This is a genomic window from Plantactinospora mayteni (assembly GCF_016862935.1).
In the GTDB taxonomy this organism is placed as follows: domain Bacteria; phylum Actinomycetota; class Actinomycetes; order Mycobacteriales; family Micromonosporaceae; genus Plantactinospora; species Plantactinospora mayteni.
Map to the genome: position 1 here is coordinate 119975 of NZ_BONX01000034.1, position 14670 is coordinate 134644.

Annotated in this window: 13 protein-coding genes and 1 pseudogene; 9 read left to right on the plus strand and 5 right to left on the minus strand. The window is 75.3% G+C overall.

The features are described from left to right. Nucleotides 1-24: 24 nt before the first annotated feature. The 3 genes from Pma05_RS24510 to Pma05_RS24520 form a co-directional block, all read right to left on the minus strand. Entirely contained in the window at nt 25-285 is a 261-nt protein-coding gene (locus tag Pma05_RS24510) for a hypothetical protein (protein WP_203859806.1), read from the minus strand. A gap of 36 nt (nt 286-321) precedes the next feature. Further along, nucleotides 322-783 carry an SRPBCC family protein gene (locus Pma05_RS24515; RefSeq protein ID WP_203859807.1) on the minus strand — a complete coding sequence of 154 codons (462 nt, stop codon included), beginning with the start codon at nt 781-783 and terminating at the stop codon, nt 322-324. 83 nt (nt 784-866) lie between these two features. Beyond that, entirely contained in the window at nt 867-1277 is a 411-nt protein-coding gene (locus tag Pma05_RS24520) for a DUF2795 domain-containing protein (protein WP_203859808.1), read from the minus strand. 236 nt (nt 1278-1513) lie between these two features. On the opposite strand from Pma05_RS24520, the gene Pma05_RS24525 reads away from it, so the two are divergent. Further along, entirely contained in the window at nt 1514-1936 is a 423-nt protein-coding gene (locus Pma05_RS24525) for a ChaB family protein (RefSeq protein ID WP_203859809.1), read from the plus strand. 67 nt (nt 1937-2003) lie between these two features. On the opposite strand, the gene Pma05_RS24530 is transcribed toward Pma05_RS24525, so the two are convergent. After that, nucleotides 2004-3443, minus strand: a complete 1440-nt coding sequence (locus Pma05_RS24530) for an aldehyde dehydrogenase family protein (RefSeq protein WP_203859810.1) — start codon at nt 3441-3443, stop codon at nt 2004-2006. 111 nt (nt 3444-3554) lie between these two features. Between Pma05_RS24530 and Pma05_RS24535 the strand changes: the two genes are divergently transcribed. Continuing rightward, on the plus strand, nt 3555-5156 hold the full coding sequence (locus Pma05_RS24535; RefSeq protein WP_203859811.1) for a phytoene desaturase family protein: 1602 nt from the start codon (nt 3555-3557) through the stop codon (nt 5154-5156). A 142-nt stretch (nt 5157-5298) separates the two neighbouring features. Here Pma05_RS24535 and Pma05_RS24540 read toward each other — a convergent pair whose 3' ends face one another. Further along, nucleotides 5299-6105, minus strand: coding sequence for a polyprenol monophosphomannose synthase (locus Pma05_RS24540; RefSeq protein WP_203859812.1), 807 nt, complete (start codon nt 6103-6105; stop codon nt 5299-5301). 316 nt (nt 6106-6421) lie between these two features. Here Pma05_RS24540 and Pma05_RS24545 point away from each other — a divergent pair. From Pma05_RS24545 to Pma05_RS24575, 7 genes and pseudogenes are all read left to right on the plus strand, one after another. Beyond that, nucleotides 6422-8152: pseudogene (locus Pma05_RS24545) on the plus strand (HAD-IIIA family hydrolase); the annotation flags it as partial. 92 nt (nt 8153-8244) lie between these two features. Then, nucleotides 8245-9222, plus strand: coding sequence for a glycosyltransferase (locus tag Pma05_RS24550; protein WP_203859813.1), 978 nt, complete (start codon nt 8245-8247; stop codon nt 9220-9222). Further along, nucleotides 9207-10427 carry a glycosyltransferase gene (locus Pma05_RS24555; RefSeq protein ID WP_203859814.1) on the plus strand — a complete coding sequence of 407 codons (1221 nt, stop codon included), beginning with the start codon at nt 9207-9209 and terminating at the stop codon, nt 10425-10427. The genes Pma05_RS24550 and Pma05_RS24555 overlap by 16 nt, the downstream gene beginning before the upstream one ends. Continuing rightward, nucleotides 10424-11167, plus strand: a complete 744-nt coding sequence (locus tag Pma05_RS24560) for a D-sedoheptulose-7-phosphate isomerase (protein WP_203859815.1) — start codon at nt 10424-10426, stop codon at nt 11165-11167. Before Pma05_RS24555 ends, Pma05_RS24560 begins: the two co-directional genes overlap by 4 nt. Further along, on the plus strand, nt 11164-13062 hold the full coding sequence (locus Pma05_RS24565) for a PfkB family carbohydrate kinase (RefSeq protein ID WP_307836884.1): 1899 nt from the start codon (nt 11164-11166) through the stop codon (nt 13060-13062). Before Pma05_RS24560 ends, Pma05_RS24565 begins: the two co-directional genes overlap by 4 nt. A gap of 95 nt (nt 13063-13157) precedes the next feature. Next, the gene (locus Pma05_RS24570) at nt 13158-13826 is read left to right on the plus strand and encodes an SDR family oxidoreductase (protein ID WP_203859837.1); all 669 of its coding nucleotides are present in this window, start codon (nt 13158-13160) and stop codon (nt 13824-13826) included. Further along, a partial coding sequence (locus tag Pma05_RS24575) for a glycosyltransferase family 9 protein (protein ID WP_203859816.1) occupies nt 13823-14670 on the plus strand: 848 nt, incomplete at its 3' end. The genes Pma05_RS24570 and Pma05_RS24575, both read left to right, overlap by 4 nt.

Consider the following 14670-nt stretch of genomic DNA (forward strand, 5'->3'; position numbering starts at 1 on the left):
GCCGTGGCGGCCGGCGGAGGCGGCTCAGTGCGGCCCGGAGCGCCCGGTGGTCGACGGCCGGTACCGGCGCTGCTCGTCGCTGAGTTGCCCGGCCTGCTCCTCGGCGTACGCCGGGTCGGGTTCGTCGGCCTCCGCGCCGTGGCCGAACGCGGACTCCGCGCCCGCATCGTTGCCGGTCACGTCGTCGACCTGCCCGTCGGGCGTCGACGCGCCCATCGCCCCTTCCAGGTCGCGCAGCGGCAGCCGCTCCTCGTCGCGCCAGACGTGCCTGTCCCTGTCGGTCATGCCTGTCGCCCTACCCGGCCCACGCGGGGGCAAACACTACGGCTGCGGCCGGGTGACCTCGCCGCGCCAGGCGCCGGTCTCGGCGCCGCGCCGCTCGATGAACTCCTTGAACCGGTGCAGGTCACCGGCGATCCGCCGGTCCACCAGGCCGAGCTTGTCGCCGGCCTTCTCGGTGATCCCCTGCGGCTCGAACTCCATCTGGGCGGTGACCCGGGTGTGGTTCTCGTCGATCCGGTGGAATGTCACCACACCGGCCTGCCGGGTGCCGTCGGTCGAGGTCCAGGCCACCCGCTCGTCGGGTAGCTGCTCGGTGATCCTGGCCTCGAACTCCCGGTTGACCCCGCCGATCTCGACCTTCCAGTGCGTCATCGTGTCCGAGAGCTGCCGGACCTCCTCGACACCCTCCATGAACTGCGGAAAGTCCTCGAACTGGGTCCACTGGTCGTACGCGGTCCGGATCGGTACCGCCACGTCGACGGACTTGGTCACGCCACTCATCTGGCATCCTCCTTGCCGGTCGGGCTACCGCTGCGCCGCTACGCGCTACGTCTGGCCGCTGCGCCGCTGGGTTCGGGGGACCGTCACCAGCGGTGGGTCTCGTTCGCGTGTCCGAGCGCGGCCCACACCTCGGAGACGGTCTGGAACTGGGTACCCGGGGGCAGCCGGTCCAGTTGGGCGAGGACCTCGTCCGGCGCCTCGTTCTCCTCGGCGCTGCGGCGCAGGCCGTCCCGGTCGCCGGGCAGCGCGGAGAGCGGGATGAACCGGCCCAGCCGGCTCCGCTGCTCGACCTCCTCCGAGGTCATCCCCTGCGGCGCACCGGACCGGGTGTCGTTGCTGGGCGCCCTGGTCAGGCCGGGTTGGTCCTCGCCGGCCGGTTCGGGGTCGCGCCACTCCTCCGCGCGGCCACCGACGGCGCCCTGCACGGTGCCCTGCACCTCCCGGTCCATCTGCTCGTCCAGGCGGGGGCCGTGCTTGCTGTTCCCACGTTCCATGTCCAATGCGCTACCCGAGGGGAATCGGGCTAAACGGCATCGCGCTCCGCCGACCGTTGTCCGGGGCTCGCCAGCGACTGTCCGGGGCTCGCCGGCGCCTTCGGTGGCAGCGCGGGCTGCCACGAACTCCCGCCGTCCCGGGCCGGGCGCGGGTTTGCCGCAGGTGACTCGGGAAACCGAACCACGGAGACAGGGAACGACACGCGAGACGAGAGACGATCCGGAGGAGGAAGATCATGCCCGGACGCGAGGTTCTGCCCAGTACCCTGCGCCGCTCACCGCAGAAGGCCCAGGACACCTGGGCGAAGACCCACGACTCGGCGGTCGAGACGTACGGCGAGGGGCAGCGGTCGCACCGGACCGCGTTCGCCGCGCTCAAGCACTCGTTCGAGAAGATCGGTGACCACTGGGAGCCGAAGGGGCGGAAGGGCCCGAGCGACGAGCAGGCGGCCGGCGGTGGGCCGGCACGGCGCGCACCGACCGCCGGTGGGGTGGACGCGAACGCCCCGAAGGACCACCTGATGGATGTGGCGAAGCGGCTCGACATCAAGGGGCGGTCCCGGATGACCAAGGCCGAACTGGTCGGCGCGATCCAGAAGGCGAACAACCAGAAGACCACCGCCTCCCGTGGACGGGAGAAGGGGCGCAACCGCCGCTGACCCGCCAGGGCAACCGCCGCTGACGACCGTGGGGCAGCCGGTTACGGGTGGGGTGGGGGGCGTCGGGTCACCACCGGCCGCCCTCCCCACCCGGTCCCTCGATGTGCACCGCCTTGGTGGCGGTCAGCTCGTCGAGCAGTTCCGGCCCGTACCCGAAGCCCTGGCCGCTGCCGCCCCGGGGCTCGGCGGCGCCGCCCGGTGCCCCGCCGAAGACGGCATTGATCTTCACGGTCCCGACCGGCAGTTCCCGCCAGGCCCGCTGCGCGTGGCTCATCGATCCGGTGAGTACCGTCGCCGCCAGCCCGTACGGCGAGTGCGACGCCCTGGACAGCGCCTCGTCGAACGACTCCACCACCATCACCGGGGCGACCGGGCCGAACGTCTCCTCGCGCATCACCGCCATCTGGTCGGTGCACTCGGCCAGTACGGTCGGCGGGTAGAAGGAACCGGGCCCGTCCGGGACGGTACCGCCGAAGAGCACGCTGGCGCCCTCCGCGACCGCCGCCCGGACCTGTCCGTGTACGTGGTCGCGGTGCCGCCGGTCGACCAGCGGCCCGAGTTCGCTGCTCGGATCGCGGCCCGGCCCCGACCGCAGCGCCTCGGCCCGCTCCACCAGGGCGCCGAGAAACGGGGTCGCCACCGGCCGGAGTACGTAGATCCGCTCCACCGCGACGCAGAGCTGCCCGGCGTTGGCGAAGGCCCCGATCGCGGCCTGTTCGGCGGCCCAGCGCGGGTCGACGTCGCCGTCGACGATCAGCGGGTCGCTGCCGCCGTTCTCCAGCAGCGCCTTGGCGCCCGTCCGGGCGCAGGCGGCGGCGATCGACCGGCCGGTGGCGGTCGATCCGACGTGCGCGACCACGTCGACCTCCTGCTCGGCCAGCGCGGCGCCCACCGGTGCGTCGCCGGTGAGCAGCGACAGCACCCCGGCCGGCAACTGCTCGTCGAGCAGCCGGGCGAGCAGCCAGCCGCTGGCCGTACTCCGCTCGCTCGGCTTGTAGACCACGGTGTTCCCGGTGGCCAGGGCCGCGCCGAGCAGCCCGCAGGAGACCGCGACCGGGTCGTTCCACGGCGTGACGACGGCGACCACGCCGCGCGGCTGCGGCACCATCAGGTCGATCGCGTCGGCGTCGCCGCCGAGGGTACGGCCGCCCCGGACGGGGCCGAGTTCGGCGTACTGGCGCAGCGTCGACGCGCCCGCCTGGACCCCGGCCCGGGCGGCGGCGAGCGGCCGGCCCATCTCGGCGGTCTCCGCCTCGGCGAGCTGGTCGGCGTTCGCCTCGATCGCGTCGGCGGCCCGGCGCAGCGCGGCGGCCCGGTCGGCGGGTGCGGTCCGGGCCCACCGGGGAGCCGTCGCCCGGGCCGCCTTGACCGCCGCCTCCACCTCGGCCTCGGTGGCCACCGGCACCCGGCTGACCGGGGTACCGTCGACCGGATCGAGCACGGTCAACCATCCGGCGTCGCCGCTGCCGTCCCAGACCCCGGCGATGAGCTGCTGCACCTGATACATGGAGCGCAGTTTGCCCCGGTCCGGGCGGTCCAAACTATCCCGTTCGACCCCCTACCTCGGCGGTCGGTGGAACCCGTCGGAGCGGCCGGGTGGCCGGGATAGGGTGCTCGGGTGACGGTGCCGGGAGACACCGCCGACGCGGTCGTCGTCGGAGCGGGGCACAACGGGCTGGTCGCCGCGAACCTGCTCGCGGACGCCGGCTGGGACGTGCTGGTGCTGGAGGCGACCGGCGAACCGGGTGGGGCGGTCCGGTCGGCCGAGGTGACCGCCCCCGGCTACCTGAGCGACCTCTACAGCGCCTTCTATCCGCTCGGCTACGCATCTCCGGTGCTGCGCCGGCTGCGGCTGGACGGCCACGGACTGTCCTGGCGGCACGCGCCGGACGTGCTGGCGCACGTGTTCCCGGACGACGGCGCCGTGCTGCTCAACCGCGACCCCGAGGTCACCGCCGCCTCCGTGGCGCGGTTCGGCGCCGGGGACGGCGAGCGGTGGCTCGACGCGTACGCGCAGTGGCGGCAGATCTCCGCGCCGCTGCTCGACGCGCTCTTCACCCCGTTCCCACCGGTACGCGGCGGCCTGGCGCTCGCCCGCCGGCTGCGTACCGCCGGACTGCTCCGACTGGCCCGTCGGCTGGTGCTGCCGAGCGCCCGGCTGGGGGCGGAACTCTTCACCGGCTCGGGTGGCCCGGCCCTGCTCACCGGCTGCGCCCTGCACACCGACCTGTCCCCGGACGAGCCCGGCTCCGGGGTGTACGGCTGGCTGCTGGCCATGCTGGGGCAGCAGGTGGGCTGGCCGGTACCGGTCGGCGGGGCGCAGCGGATCACCGACGCGCTGGTGGCCCGGCTGCGGGACCGGGGCGGCCGGCTGCGTACCAGCACTCCGGTCGACCGGGTGCTGGTGGCCCGGAACCGGGCCGTCGGGGTGCGCTCGACCGACGGACCGCTCTACCGGGCCCGTCGCGCGGTACTGGCCGACGTGCCGGCCCCGGCGCTCTTCCTCGACCTGGTCGGCGCCGAGCGGCTGCCGCCCCGGCTGGTGGCCGACCTGGCGCACTTCCGTTGGGACGGCTCGACGGTCAAAGTGGACTGGGCGCTGACCGGCCCGGTGCCGTGGCGCGACCCGTCGGTGGCCGGCGCCGGCACCGTGCACCTCGGCGGCGACCTCTCCGACCTCGCCCGGTACGCGGCGGCGCTGCACCGGGGCGAGCTGCCGGCCGAGCCGTTCGTGCTGGTCGGCCAGTTGACGGTGGCGGACCCGAGCCGCTCGCCGGCCGGTACGGAGTCGCTCTGGGCGTACACCCACCTGCCGTTCCGGCGGGACTGGCGGGCGGAGGAGGTCGGGGCGCACGTCGAGCGGATCGAGGCGGTGCTGGAGCGGGCCGCGCCCGGGTTCGGTCGGCTGGTCAGGGCGCGGCACGTGGCCGGGCCGGCCGAGTTGACGGCCGGGAACCCGAGCCTGGTCGGCGGCGCGGTGGGTGGCGGCACCTCGGCCGCGTACCAGCAGCTCTTCCTCCGCCCGGTGCCCGGGCTGGGCCGGGCGGACACCCCGGTCGACCGGTTGTTCCTGGCCAGCGCGTCGGCGCATCCGGGCGGCGGGGTGCACGGCGGCCCCGGGGCGAACGCCGCCCGAGCGGCACTGGCCCGGGACCGCGCCCTGACCGGCCGTGCCTACGCCGCCGTGCTCGCCGGCGCGCACCGGGCGGTCTACGCCTGATCGCCGGTCCACAGAGGGCAACCACTGGGACGTCCTCTATTACACCTGCGGCTGCTGACCGCGCCGACCCCGGCGCCGGCCCGATCCCACGCGGAGACGGCCGGCGCCGGGGGCGGGCCGGGACGTCGTGCGGGTTCCCGGTTCAGTGTGTGGGCTCGTCCGCCCTCGCCGACCCGGACTCGGACCGGGTGATGTTGCGGTGCCGGCCGCGCAGCTTGAACGGCATCAGCGCGCTTTCGATCTTGGTCCCGGTGGTCATCTTCGACTCGCCGTCCAGGCGTTCCTGGAACCGGATCGGCACCTCGAGGATGGTGTGGCCGAGCTTGGTGGCCAGGTAGTGCATCTCGACCTGGAAGCTGTATCCGTTGGACTGCACCCGGTGCAGGCCGATGTCGCGCAGCGCGTCCGCCCGCCAGATCTTGAAGCCGGCGGTGAGGTCCCGGATCCGCACCTGGAGCAGGGTGTGCACGTAGAAGTTGGCCCAACCGCTGAGCGCGCGCCGATAGAGCGGCCACGCCTCGTCGAGCTGCCCGCCGGGGACGTACCGGGAGCCGATCACCACACCTGCCTGGGTGGAGAGCAGCGAACCGAGCATCCCGGGCAGCGCCTCGGGCGGGTGCGACAGGTCGGCGTCCATCTGCGCGACGTATTCCGCACCGGCCTCCAGCGCCCGGGTCATCCCGTCGACGTACGCCCGCCCGAGCCCCTCCTTGCCGGCCCGGTGCACCACCTGGATCCGCTCCGGGTGCTCGATCGCGAGCTTGTCCGCCACCTCGCCGGTGCCGTCCGGGGAGTTGTCGTCGGCGACGAGGATCTGTAGCCCGGGCAGCGGCAGCGCGAGCAGGCGCTCGACCAGCACCGGAAGGTTCCCCGCCTCGTTGTAGGTGGGGACGACGACGGTCAGGCGAACGTCCCGCCAGGGAGAGGGCAGCTGTACGGGTTCGATCATCGGGGCATCCTCGGTTGGCCGACAGCGGTCAGGGGCAAAGCCTAACTTGACGCAGCGCGTGGGCCACAACACGGGCCGGAGGGGGCAAACCGTCCCGCACCTCGGTGAACACCCGGTGGGTGGCCGGAAAAACCGGTGTCGGCGGGTGGGTAACGGTTCGGGCTCTGGATAGCGGCGACTCGCCCGGGGTATGCCGACTGGCGACGACGACCGGGGCGGACCGCAGGCTCGACGGGTGACGTCGGACGGGTCCGGTGCGCCCGTCCGGCCGGCGGAACTGATGTTTACTCCTCCTGCTCCCGGGAACCCGCCGGCCGTGCGCAACGACCAGGTCGACCCGCATCAGTGCAGGTCAGGGGCACCGCACGGTGGCCCGGCCGGGGTGTGGGCCACGGCCGGTCTGTTCGACGCGGTGCTCTTCGACCGGGACGGCACGCTGGTGCACGACGTGCCGTACAACGGGGATCCGAGGTTGGTTCGACCGATGCCGGGCGCCCGGGAGGCGCTCGACCGGCTCCGCGCCGCAGGGCTGCGGTTGGGGGTGGTGACGAACCAGTCCGGGGTGGCCCGTGGCCGGTTCAGTTCCGCCGATCTGGCCCGGGTCAACGCCCGGGTCGACGAGCTTCTGGGCCCGTTCGACACCTGGCAGGTCTGCCCGCACGCCGAACCGGGCCCGGGTGAGCCGGGCTGCCGCTGCCGCAAGCCCGCGCCCGGCATGGTCTGGGACGCGGCCCGCGCGCTCGGCACCGAACCCACCCGCTGCGTACTGGTCGGCGACATCGGGGCCGACATGACCGCGGCCGGCGCGGCCGGCGCGAGCGCGGTACTGGTGCCGACCTCGGCCACCCGGCCGGACGAGATCGCGGCGGCTCCGGCGGTCGCCGGTGACCTGCGCGGGGCGGTCGACCTGATCCTGCGGCGGCACCGCTCCACGCTGGGCAGTCCGGCTCCCGGCGTACCGCGTCGGCGCCCCCGCTGCGTGCTGGTGGCCCGGCCGGACTCGGCCGGGGACGTGCTGGTGACCGGTCCGGCGATCCGGGCGGTCGCGGCCGGGGCCGACCGGGTGGTGCTGCTCTGCGGTCCGCGCGGCCGGGCCGCCGCCGAACTGCTGCCCGGGGTCGACGAGCTGGTCGAGTGGCGGCTGCCCTGGATCGACCCCGAGCCCGGCCCGGTCGACCGGGCCGAGGTCGACCGGCTGACCGCCCGGCTCGCCGCGACCGGTGCCGAGGAGGCGGTGCTGTTCACCTCGTTCCACCAGTCCGCGCTGCCGCTCGCCCTGGTACTGCGGATGGCCGGAGTGGACCGGATCTCGGCGATCAGCCCGGACTATCCGGGCTCGCTGCTCGACGTGCGGCACCGGGTCTCGCCGGGCGTACCGGAGGCGGAGCGGGCGCTGTCGCTGGCGGCGGCGGCCGGGTTCGTGCTGCCGCCCGGGGACGAGCCGGTGCTGCGGCTGCGCGCCGGGGCGGATGCCGCGTCCGCCGAGGGCACGCTGCCCGATCCGGGGTACGTGGTGCTGCACCCCGGGTCGTCGGTGCAGGCCCGGGCCTGTCCGCCCGAACTCTGTGCCGAGATCGTGGCCGCCCTGACCGGTGCCGGGCACCGGGTGGTGGTGACCGGCGGCCCCGGGGAGCGGACCCTGACCGCCCGGGTCGCCGGGCGTACCGGGATCGACCTGGGCGGACAGACCTCGCTGACCGGGCTGGCCGCGATCATCGCCCGGGCGGGTTGCCTGGTCGTCGGCAACACCGGACCGGCGCACCTGGCCGCCGCGCTCGGCGTACCGGTGGTGAGCCTCTTCGCCCCGACCGTCCCGTTCGGACAGTGGGGGCCGTACCGGGTGCCGACCGTACGGCTCGGTGCCGCCGCCGCCGGCTGCCGGCACACCCGGGCCACCAGTTGTCCGGTACCCGGGCACCCGTGCCTCTCCGGCATCGAGCCGCGCGAGGTGGTCGAGGCGGTCCGGCTGCTCGCCGCCCCGACGGCACCGCCGTCCTCCTCGCCGCCGTCCGATCCGGCCCACACCGCCTCGGCCCACCACGGTCCGGCGGCCCACACCGGTCCGGTGCGGTCCGGTCCGGCGCTGCCCGCGCTCGCGCCGTCCGGCGGGCTGCTCTCCGGTGTGCGGGAGGTGCGGCCGTGAACATCCTGCTCTGGCACGTGCACGGCTCCTGGACCACCGCCTTCGTGCACGGCAAGCACCGGTACCTCGTCCCGGTCACCCCGGACCGTGGGCCGTACGGCCTGGGCCGGGCCCGCACCTACCAGTGGCCGGACACGGTCGACGAGGTGACCCCGGAGGAGTTGGCCGGCGCCGACGTCGACCTGGTGATCCTGCAACGCCCGGAGGAGATCGACCTGGTCACCGAGTGGCTGGGCCGGCGGGTCGGCCGGGACCTGCCGGCGATCTTCGTCGAGCACAACACCCCGAAGGAGGGGAACGTGCCGAACAGCCGGCACCCGCTGGCCGACCGGGACGACCTGCTGATCGCGCACGTCACGCACTTCAACGCGCTCTACTGGGACACCGGCAGCACCCGGACCACAGTGGTCGAGCACGGCATCGTGGCACCCACCGCGCACTACACCGGCGAACTCGACCGGCTCGCGGTGGTGGTCAACGAGCCGGTACGCCGATGGCGGGTCACCGGCACCGACCTGCTGCCACTCTTCGCCGAGATCGCCCCGCTGGACGTCTTCGGGATGGGGGTGGCCGGACTCCCGGACCGGCTGGGACTGCCCGCCGACCGGCTCGCCGTCTACGACGACCTGCCGCAGCACCGGATGCAGGCCGAGATCGCCCGGCGACGGGCGTACCTGCACCTGTGCCGGTGGACGTCGCTGGGGCTGAGCCTGATCGAGGCGATGTCCATGGGCATGCCGGTGGTGGTGCTCGCCGCCACCGAGGCGGTCGAGGCGGTACCACCGGAGGCGGGTGCGCTCTCCACCCGGCTGGACACCCTGCTGGCGGCCACCCGACAGCTCGTCGAGGAGCCCGACACCGCCCGCCAACTCGGGGGGCGGGCCCGGGATGCCACGCAGGCCCGGTACGGCCTGGACCGGTTCCTGACCGACTGGGACCGGTTGCTGGAGGAGGAACTATGCGCGTCGCGATGATCTCCGAGCACGCCAGCCCGCTCGCGGTACTCGGTGGCGAGGACGCCGGTGGCCAGAACACGCACGTCGCCGAACTCTCCGCCGCGCTCGCCGACGCCGGCCACGACGTACGGGTCTACACCCGACGGGACGGCCCCGACGCGCCGGAGGCGGTACGGCTGCGCGCCGGGGTCGAGGTGGTGCACGTACCGGCCGGGCCGCCGCGGCCGATCGCCAAGGACGAGCTGCTGCCGTACATGAAGGACTTCAGCCGGTGGCTGGTGGCGCGCTGGCGCGGCGACGACTGGGTGCCGGAGGTCGTGCACGCGCACTTCTGGATGAGCGGGCTGGCCGGGATCGCCGCCGGCCGGCAGACCGGGATCCCGGTGGTGCAGACCTACCACGCGCTCGGCACGGTCAAGCGGCGGCACCAGGGCGCCGCCGACACCAGCCCGGCCCGCCGGGTCGGCTACGAACGGGCGCTGGGCCGGGCGGTCGACCGGGTCATCGCGCAGAGCCAGGACGAGGTCCGCGAGCTGGTCCGGATGGGTGTGCCGCAGGCCCGGATGACGGTGATCCCGTCCGGGGTCAACGACGAGACCTTCTCACCGGACGGCCCGGCCGTGCCCCGGATGCCGGGCCGGCCCCGGATCCTCACCGTCGGCCGGCTGGTGGAGCGGAAGGGCTACCAGGACGTGATCCGGGCGATGCCGATGGTCCCGGACGCCGAGTGCGTGGTGGTCGGCGGCCCACCGGCCGGCGAGGTCGACGACGATCCCCAGGTCCGCCGGCTGCGGGCGCTCGCCGACGAGGTCGGGGTGGCCGATCGGGTACGTCTGATCGGCGCCGTGCCCCGCGAGGAGATGCCGTACTGGTACCGGTCGGCCGACGTGCTGGTCGCCGCCCCCTGGTACGAGCCGTTCGGGCTGACCCCGCTGGAGGCGATGGCCTGCGGGGTGCCGGTGGTCGGTACCGCCGTCGGTGGGCTCACCGACACGGTCGCGGACGGCCAGACCGGTGACCTGGTGCCGCCCCGCGATCCCGAGGCGCTCGGCACCGCCCTCCGGGACCTGCTCGCCGACCGGGTACGCCGGTACGGCTACGCCGCCGCCGCGCTGGACCGGGCCCGCCGCTGGTACTCCTGGACCCGGACAGCCGACCAGATCGCCGCCGTCTACACCGCGGTCAGCGAGGTGCGCCGGCCGAGCGGGGTGGTCGCCGGATGACCGCGTCGATGGAGGTGCTGGACAGCCACCTGGCCGGGCTCGCCTCGGCGCTGCTGCCGTACCGGACCGAGGCCGCCCGGCTGGCCCGTTGGGGGGACGAGTTGGCCCGGCTGCTCGCGGGGGGCGGCCGGGTGCTGGTCGCCGGCAACGGTGGCAGTGCCGCCGAGGCGCAGCACCTCGCCGCCGAGCTGGTCGGCAAGCTGCGCGACGACCGGGCCCCGCTGTCGGCGATCGCGCTCTGCGCCGAGACCTCCTCGCTGACCGCGATCGGCAACGACTACGGCTTCGACGAGGTCTTCGCCCGGCAGGTACGCGCGCACGGCCGCCCCGACGACGTACTGCTGCTGCTCTCCACCAGCGGGCGCAGCGCCAACCTGGTCCGGGCGGCCCGGGCCGGTCGGGAGCTGGGGATGCGCTGCTGGGCGCTGACCGGCCCGACGCCGAACCCGCTCGCCGACGCCTGCACCGAGGTGCTCGCCGTACCCTGCCCGGACAGCCAGGTGGTGCAGGAACTCCACCTGGTCTCGGCGCACGTGCTCTGCGGCTACGTCGACGCGTACCTGCCGGTGCCGTTCGGCCCGGCCAGCCATCTCGGCCCGGCCCCGGCGGTGGCCCGGTCGGCGTCACCCGGGGCGTACCCGGCCGGCGCCGGTCCGGTACGCCCGTCCGGGGTGGAGGACGAACTGGTGCTGCGGGTGCCGGGGACGCTCCGGCCGGGCGGGCCCGAGGAGGTGCCGTGACCGGGAGAATCGTGGTCGTCGGCGACACGCTGCTCGACCGGGACGTGGAGGGCGTGGTGAACCGGCTCTGCCCGGACTCGCCGGTGCCGGTGCTGGACGAGAACAACAGCGTGGACCGGCCGGGCGGGGCGGGGTTGGCCGCGCTCTTCGCCGCCGGGCGGGGCTACGAGGTGGCCCTGGTCACCGCGCTCGCCGACGACGAGGGGGGCGCCCGGCTCAGCCACCTGCTCACCGCCGCCGGGGTGCAGGTCTACGGGCTGCCACTGCCCGGGGCGACCCCGGAGAAGATCCGGCTGCGGACCCGGGGCCGGGTACTGCTCCGGCACGACCGGGGTGGACCGGCCGGGCCACCCGGCGAGCCCAGCGAGGCCGTACTCGACCTGCTGGCCGGGGCGGCCGGAATCCTGGTCAGCGACTACGGCCGGGGCGTGGCCCGGCTGCCCGCCCTGCGTACGGCACTGGCCGGTACCGCCGCCCCGATCGTCTGGGACCCACATCCGCGTGGCCCGGCGGCGGTACCCAGCGTGCGGCTGGCCACCCCGAACGAGGTGGAGGTGAGGGAACTCGCCGGGGTGACGACCGGCGGCTCCCGACTGGTGACGGCGGCGCGGTGCGCACAGGCGTTGCGCCAGCGCTGGCAGGTCGGTGCGGTGGTGGTGACCATGGGCGGCGAGGGTGCCCTGCTCGCGCACGCCGGCTCGACACCGCTGGCGGTACCGTCACCGACCTGCGCCGACGGCGACACCTGCGGCGCCGGTGACCGGTTCGCCGCCGCTGCCACGGTGGCACTTGCCGACGGGGCGCTGGTCTCCGAGGCGGTACAGCACGCCGTCGCCGAGGCATCCGGGTACGTGGCGGCCGGCGGGGTGGCGAGGGCCGTACCGGCAGCCCCGGCCCGGGGCACGACGGTGCGTACCGGTACACGGTCGGCCTCCGGCGAGCCCGGCCCGACGGTGCGTACCGCAGCACGGCCGGCCTCCGACGGGTCCGGCCCGACGCCCGACGGCGCCCGGCCGGTCCGGACCGCCGGGCGGCCCGCTCCCGGCGGCCCCACTGCGGACACCGCCGTCGCCGGGGGTTCCGGCACGGACGCTGCCGCTTCCGACGCCGCCGTTGCGCCCGGTCCGATCCGGACCGGTGCGGATTCGGCCGCGAGCGGTGCCGCGACGACCTCCGGTGCGGCGGCCCGGCGCGCTGGGGTGGGACGGCCGAGCGGGGTGGATCGGTCCGGTGGGGTGGATCGGCCTGGCGGGGTGGGACGGCCTGGCGGGGTGGGACGGCCGAGCGCGGTGGACCGGTCCGGCGGGGTGGATCGGCCCGGTGGGCTGGGGCGGGGCCGGCCCGGGATCGCCGAGCACACCGACACCGTGCCGATCACGGCGGTGGACTGGAGCGACCGGATCGGCCCCCGGGCCGCCGGTGAGGTGGTCGCCCGGGTTCGGGCCGCCGGCGGCACGGTGGTGGCCACCGGCGGCTGCTTCGACCTGCTGCACGCCGGGCACGTGGCCACCCTGGAGGCGGCCCGCCAACTCGGCGACTGCCTGGTGGTCTGCGTCAACTCCGACGACAGCGTGGCCGGGCTGAAAGGTCCGGACCGGCCGCTGGTCCGGCACGCCGACCGGGCCCGGCTGTTGGCCGCGCTCGGCTGCGTGGACGCGGTGGTCGTCTTCGACGAGTCGACCCCGCACGCGGCGCTCTCCTGGCTGCGCCCGGACATCTGGGTCAAGGGCGGCGACTACGGCACCGGGGCCGACGGGCCGGACCTGCCGGAGGCCGAGATCATGCACCGCTGGGGCGGGCACACCGTGGTGGTGCCCTACCTGGACGGGCGCTCCACCACCGGGATGATCGCCGCCGCCCGGGCCGGCCGTCGGCCGGTGGGACGGGCCCGGTGAGCGGCGGCCTCGACGGGGCCGGTGGCGCGCTGGCCCCCCGGCCCGGTGACGTCTCGCTCCCCTCCGGCGCGGGTACCGGGGACGGCGGCGGGGCGGTGCTGGTCAGCGGCGGGTCCAGCGGGCTCGGCGCGGCGGTGGTGGCCGCGATCGTCAACTCGGGCGGCCGGGCGCTGGTGCTCGACCGGCAGCCGCCGACCGCGCCCACCCCGTGGCTGCACTGCGACCTCTCCGACACCCGGGCCGCCGAGGCGGCCACCCGGCAGCTCGCCGAGCAGGCCGGCGGACTCGCCGGGGTGGTCACCGCCGCCGGAGTCGACGTACCGGGGCGGCTCGGCGAGGTGCCGGCGGAGACCTGGGAACGGGTCGTCACCGTCGACCTGCTGGCGACCGCCGCCGTGATCCGGGCCGCACTGCCCTATCTGGAACGCTCGCACGGCACGGTGGTCACCGTCGCCTCGACGCTCGGCGTCAAGGCGGTCGGGGACGCGACCGCGTACTGCGCGGCCAAGTTCGGGGTGGTCGGCTTCACCCGGGCACTCGCCGCCGAACTCGCCGGTACGGTCGGGGTGACGCTGCTGGTGCCGGGCGGGATGCGTACGGCCTTCTTCGACGAGCGCGACCCGCAGTACCGGCCGGGTGCCGACGCCGTACTGAACGATCCGGCGCACGTCGCCGACGCCGTACTCTTCGCCCTGCGCCAGCCGCCCGGATGCGCGATCCGGGAGATGGTGGTCTGCGCCGACCGGGAAACGTCCTATCCGTGATCCTGGTGCTGCGGGCGCTCGGGGTGGGTGACCTGGCGACGGCGGTGCCGGCGCTACGCGGGCTGCGTGCCGCGTTCCCGGAGCACACCCTGACGGTGGCCGCCCCGGACTGGCTCACCCCGCTGGTGGAGCTGGTCGGCGACGTGGACAACGTGCTGCCGACCGACGGGCTGGACCCGGCCGACTGGGCCGGGCCGGCACCGTACTGGGCGGTCAACCTGCACGGCCGGGGACCGGAGTCGCACCGGCTGCTCGCCTCCGCCGGACCGGAACGGCTCTGCGGCTACCACTGCGCCGAGGCCGGCCACCTCGACGGCCCGCACTGGCGGGCGGAGGAGCACGAGGTGCGCCGCTGGTGCCGGCTGCTGAGCTGGTACGGCATCGCGTGCGACCCGGACGACCTGGACCTGCGCCGCCCGGCGCCCCGGCGGGTGCCGGTCGGGGTGACCGTGGTGCACCCCGGCGGCAAGGGGACCGCCCGCCGCTGGTCGGCGGTACGGTTCGCCACGCTGGCCCGGGAGCTGACCCGGGCCGGGCACCGGGTGGTGGTGACGGGCTCACCCGACGAGCGGGACCTGGTGCAGCGGGTGGCGACCGGGGCCGGCCTGCCGAACACCGCGATCCTCGCCGGCCGGCTCACCCTGGTCGAGTTGGCCGCCCTGATCGGGTACGCCCGCCTGGTGCTGAGTACGGACACCGGCGTCGCGCACCTGGCCACCGCGTACCGGACGCCGTCGGTGGTGCTGTTCGGGCCGATCCGGCCGCAGCTCTGGGGCCCGCCACCGGACCGCCCCTGGCACCGCGCCCTGCACCGGCCGGTGACCCTGCCGGCGGGTGCAGAAAA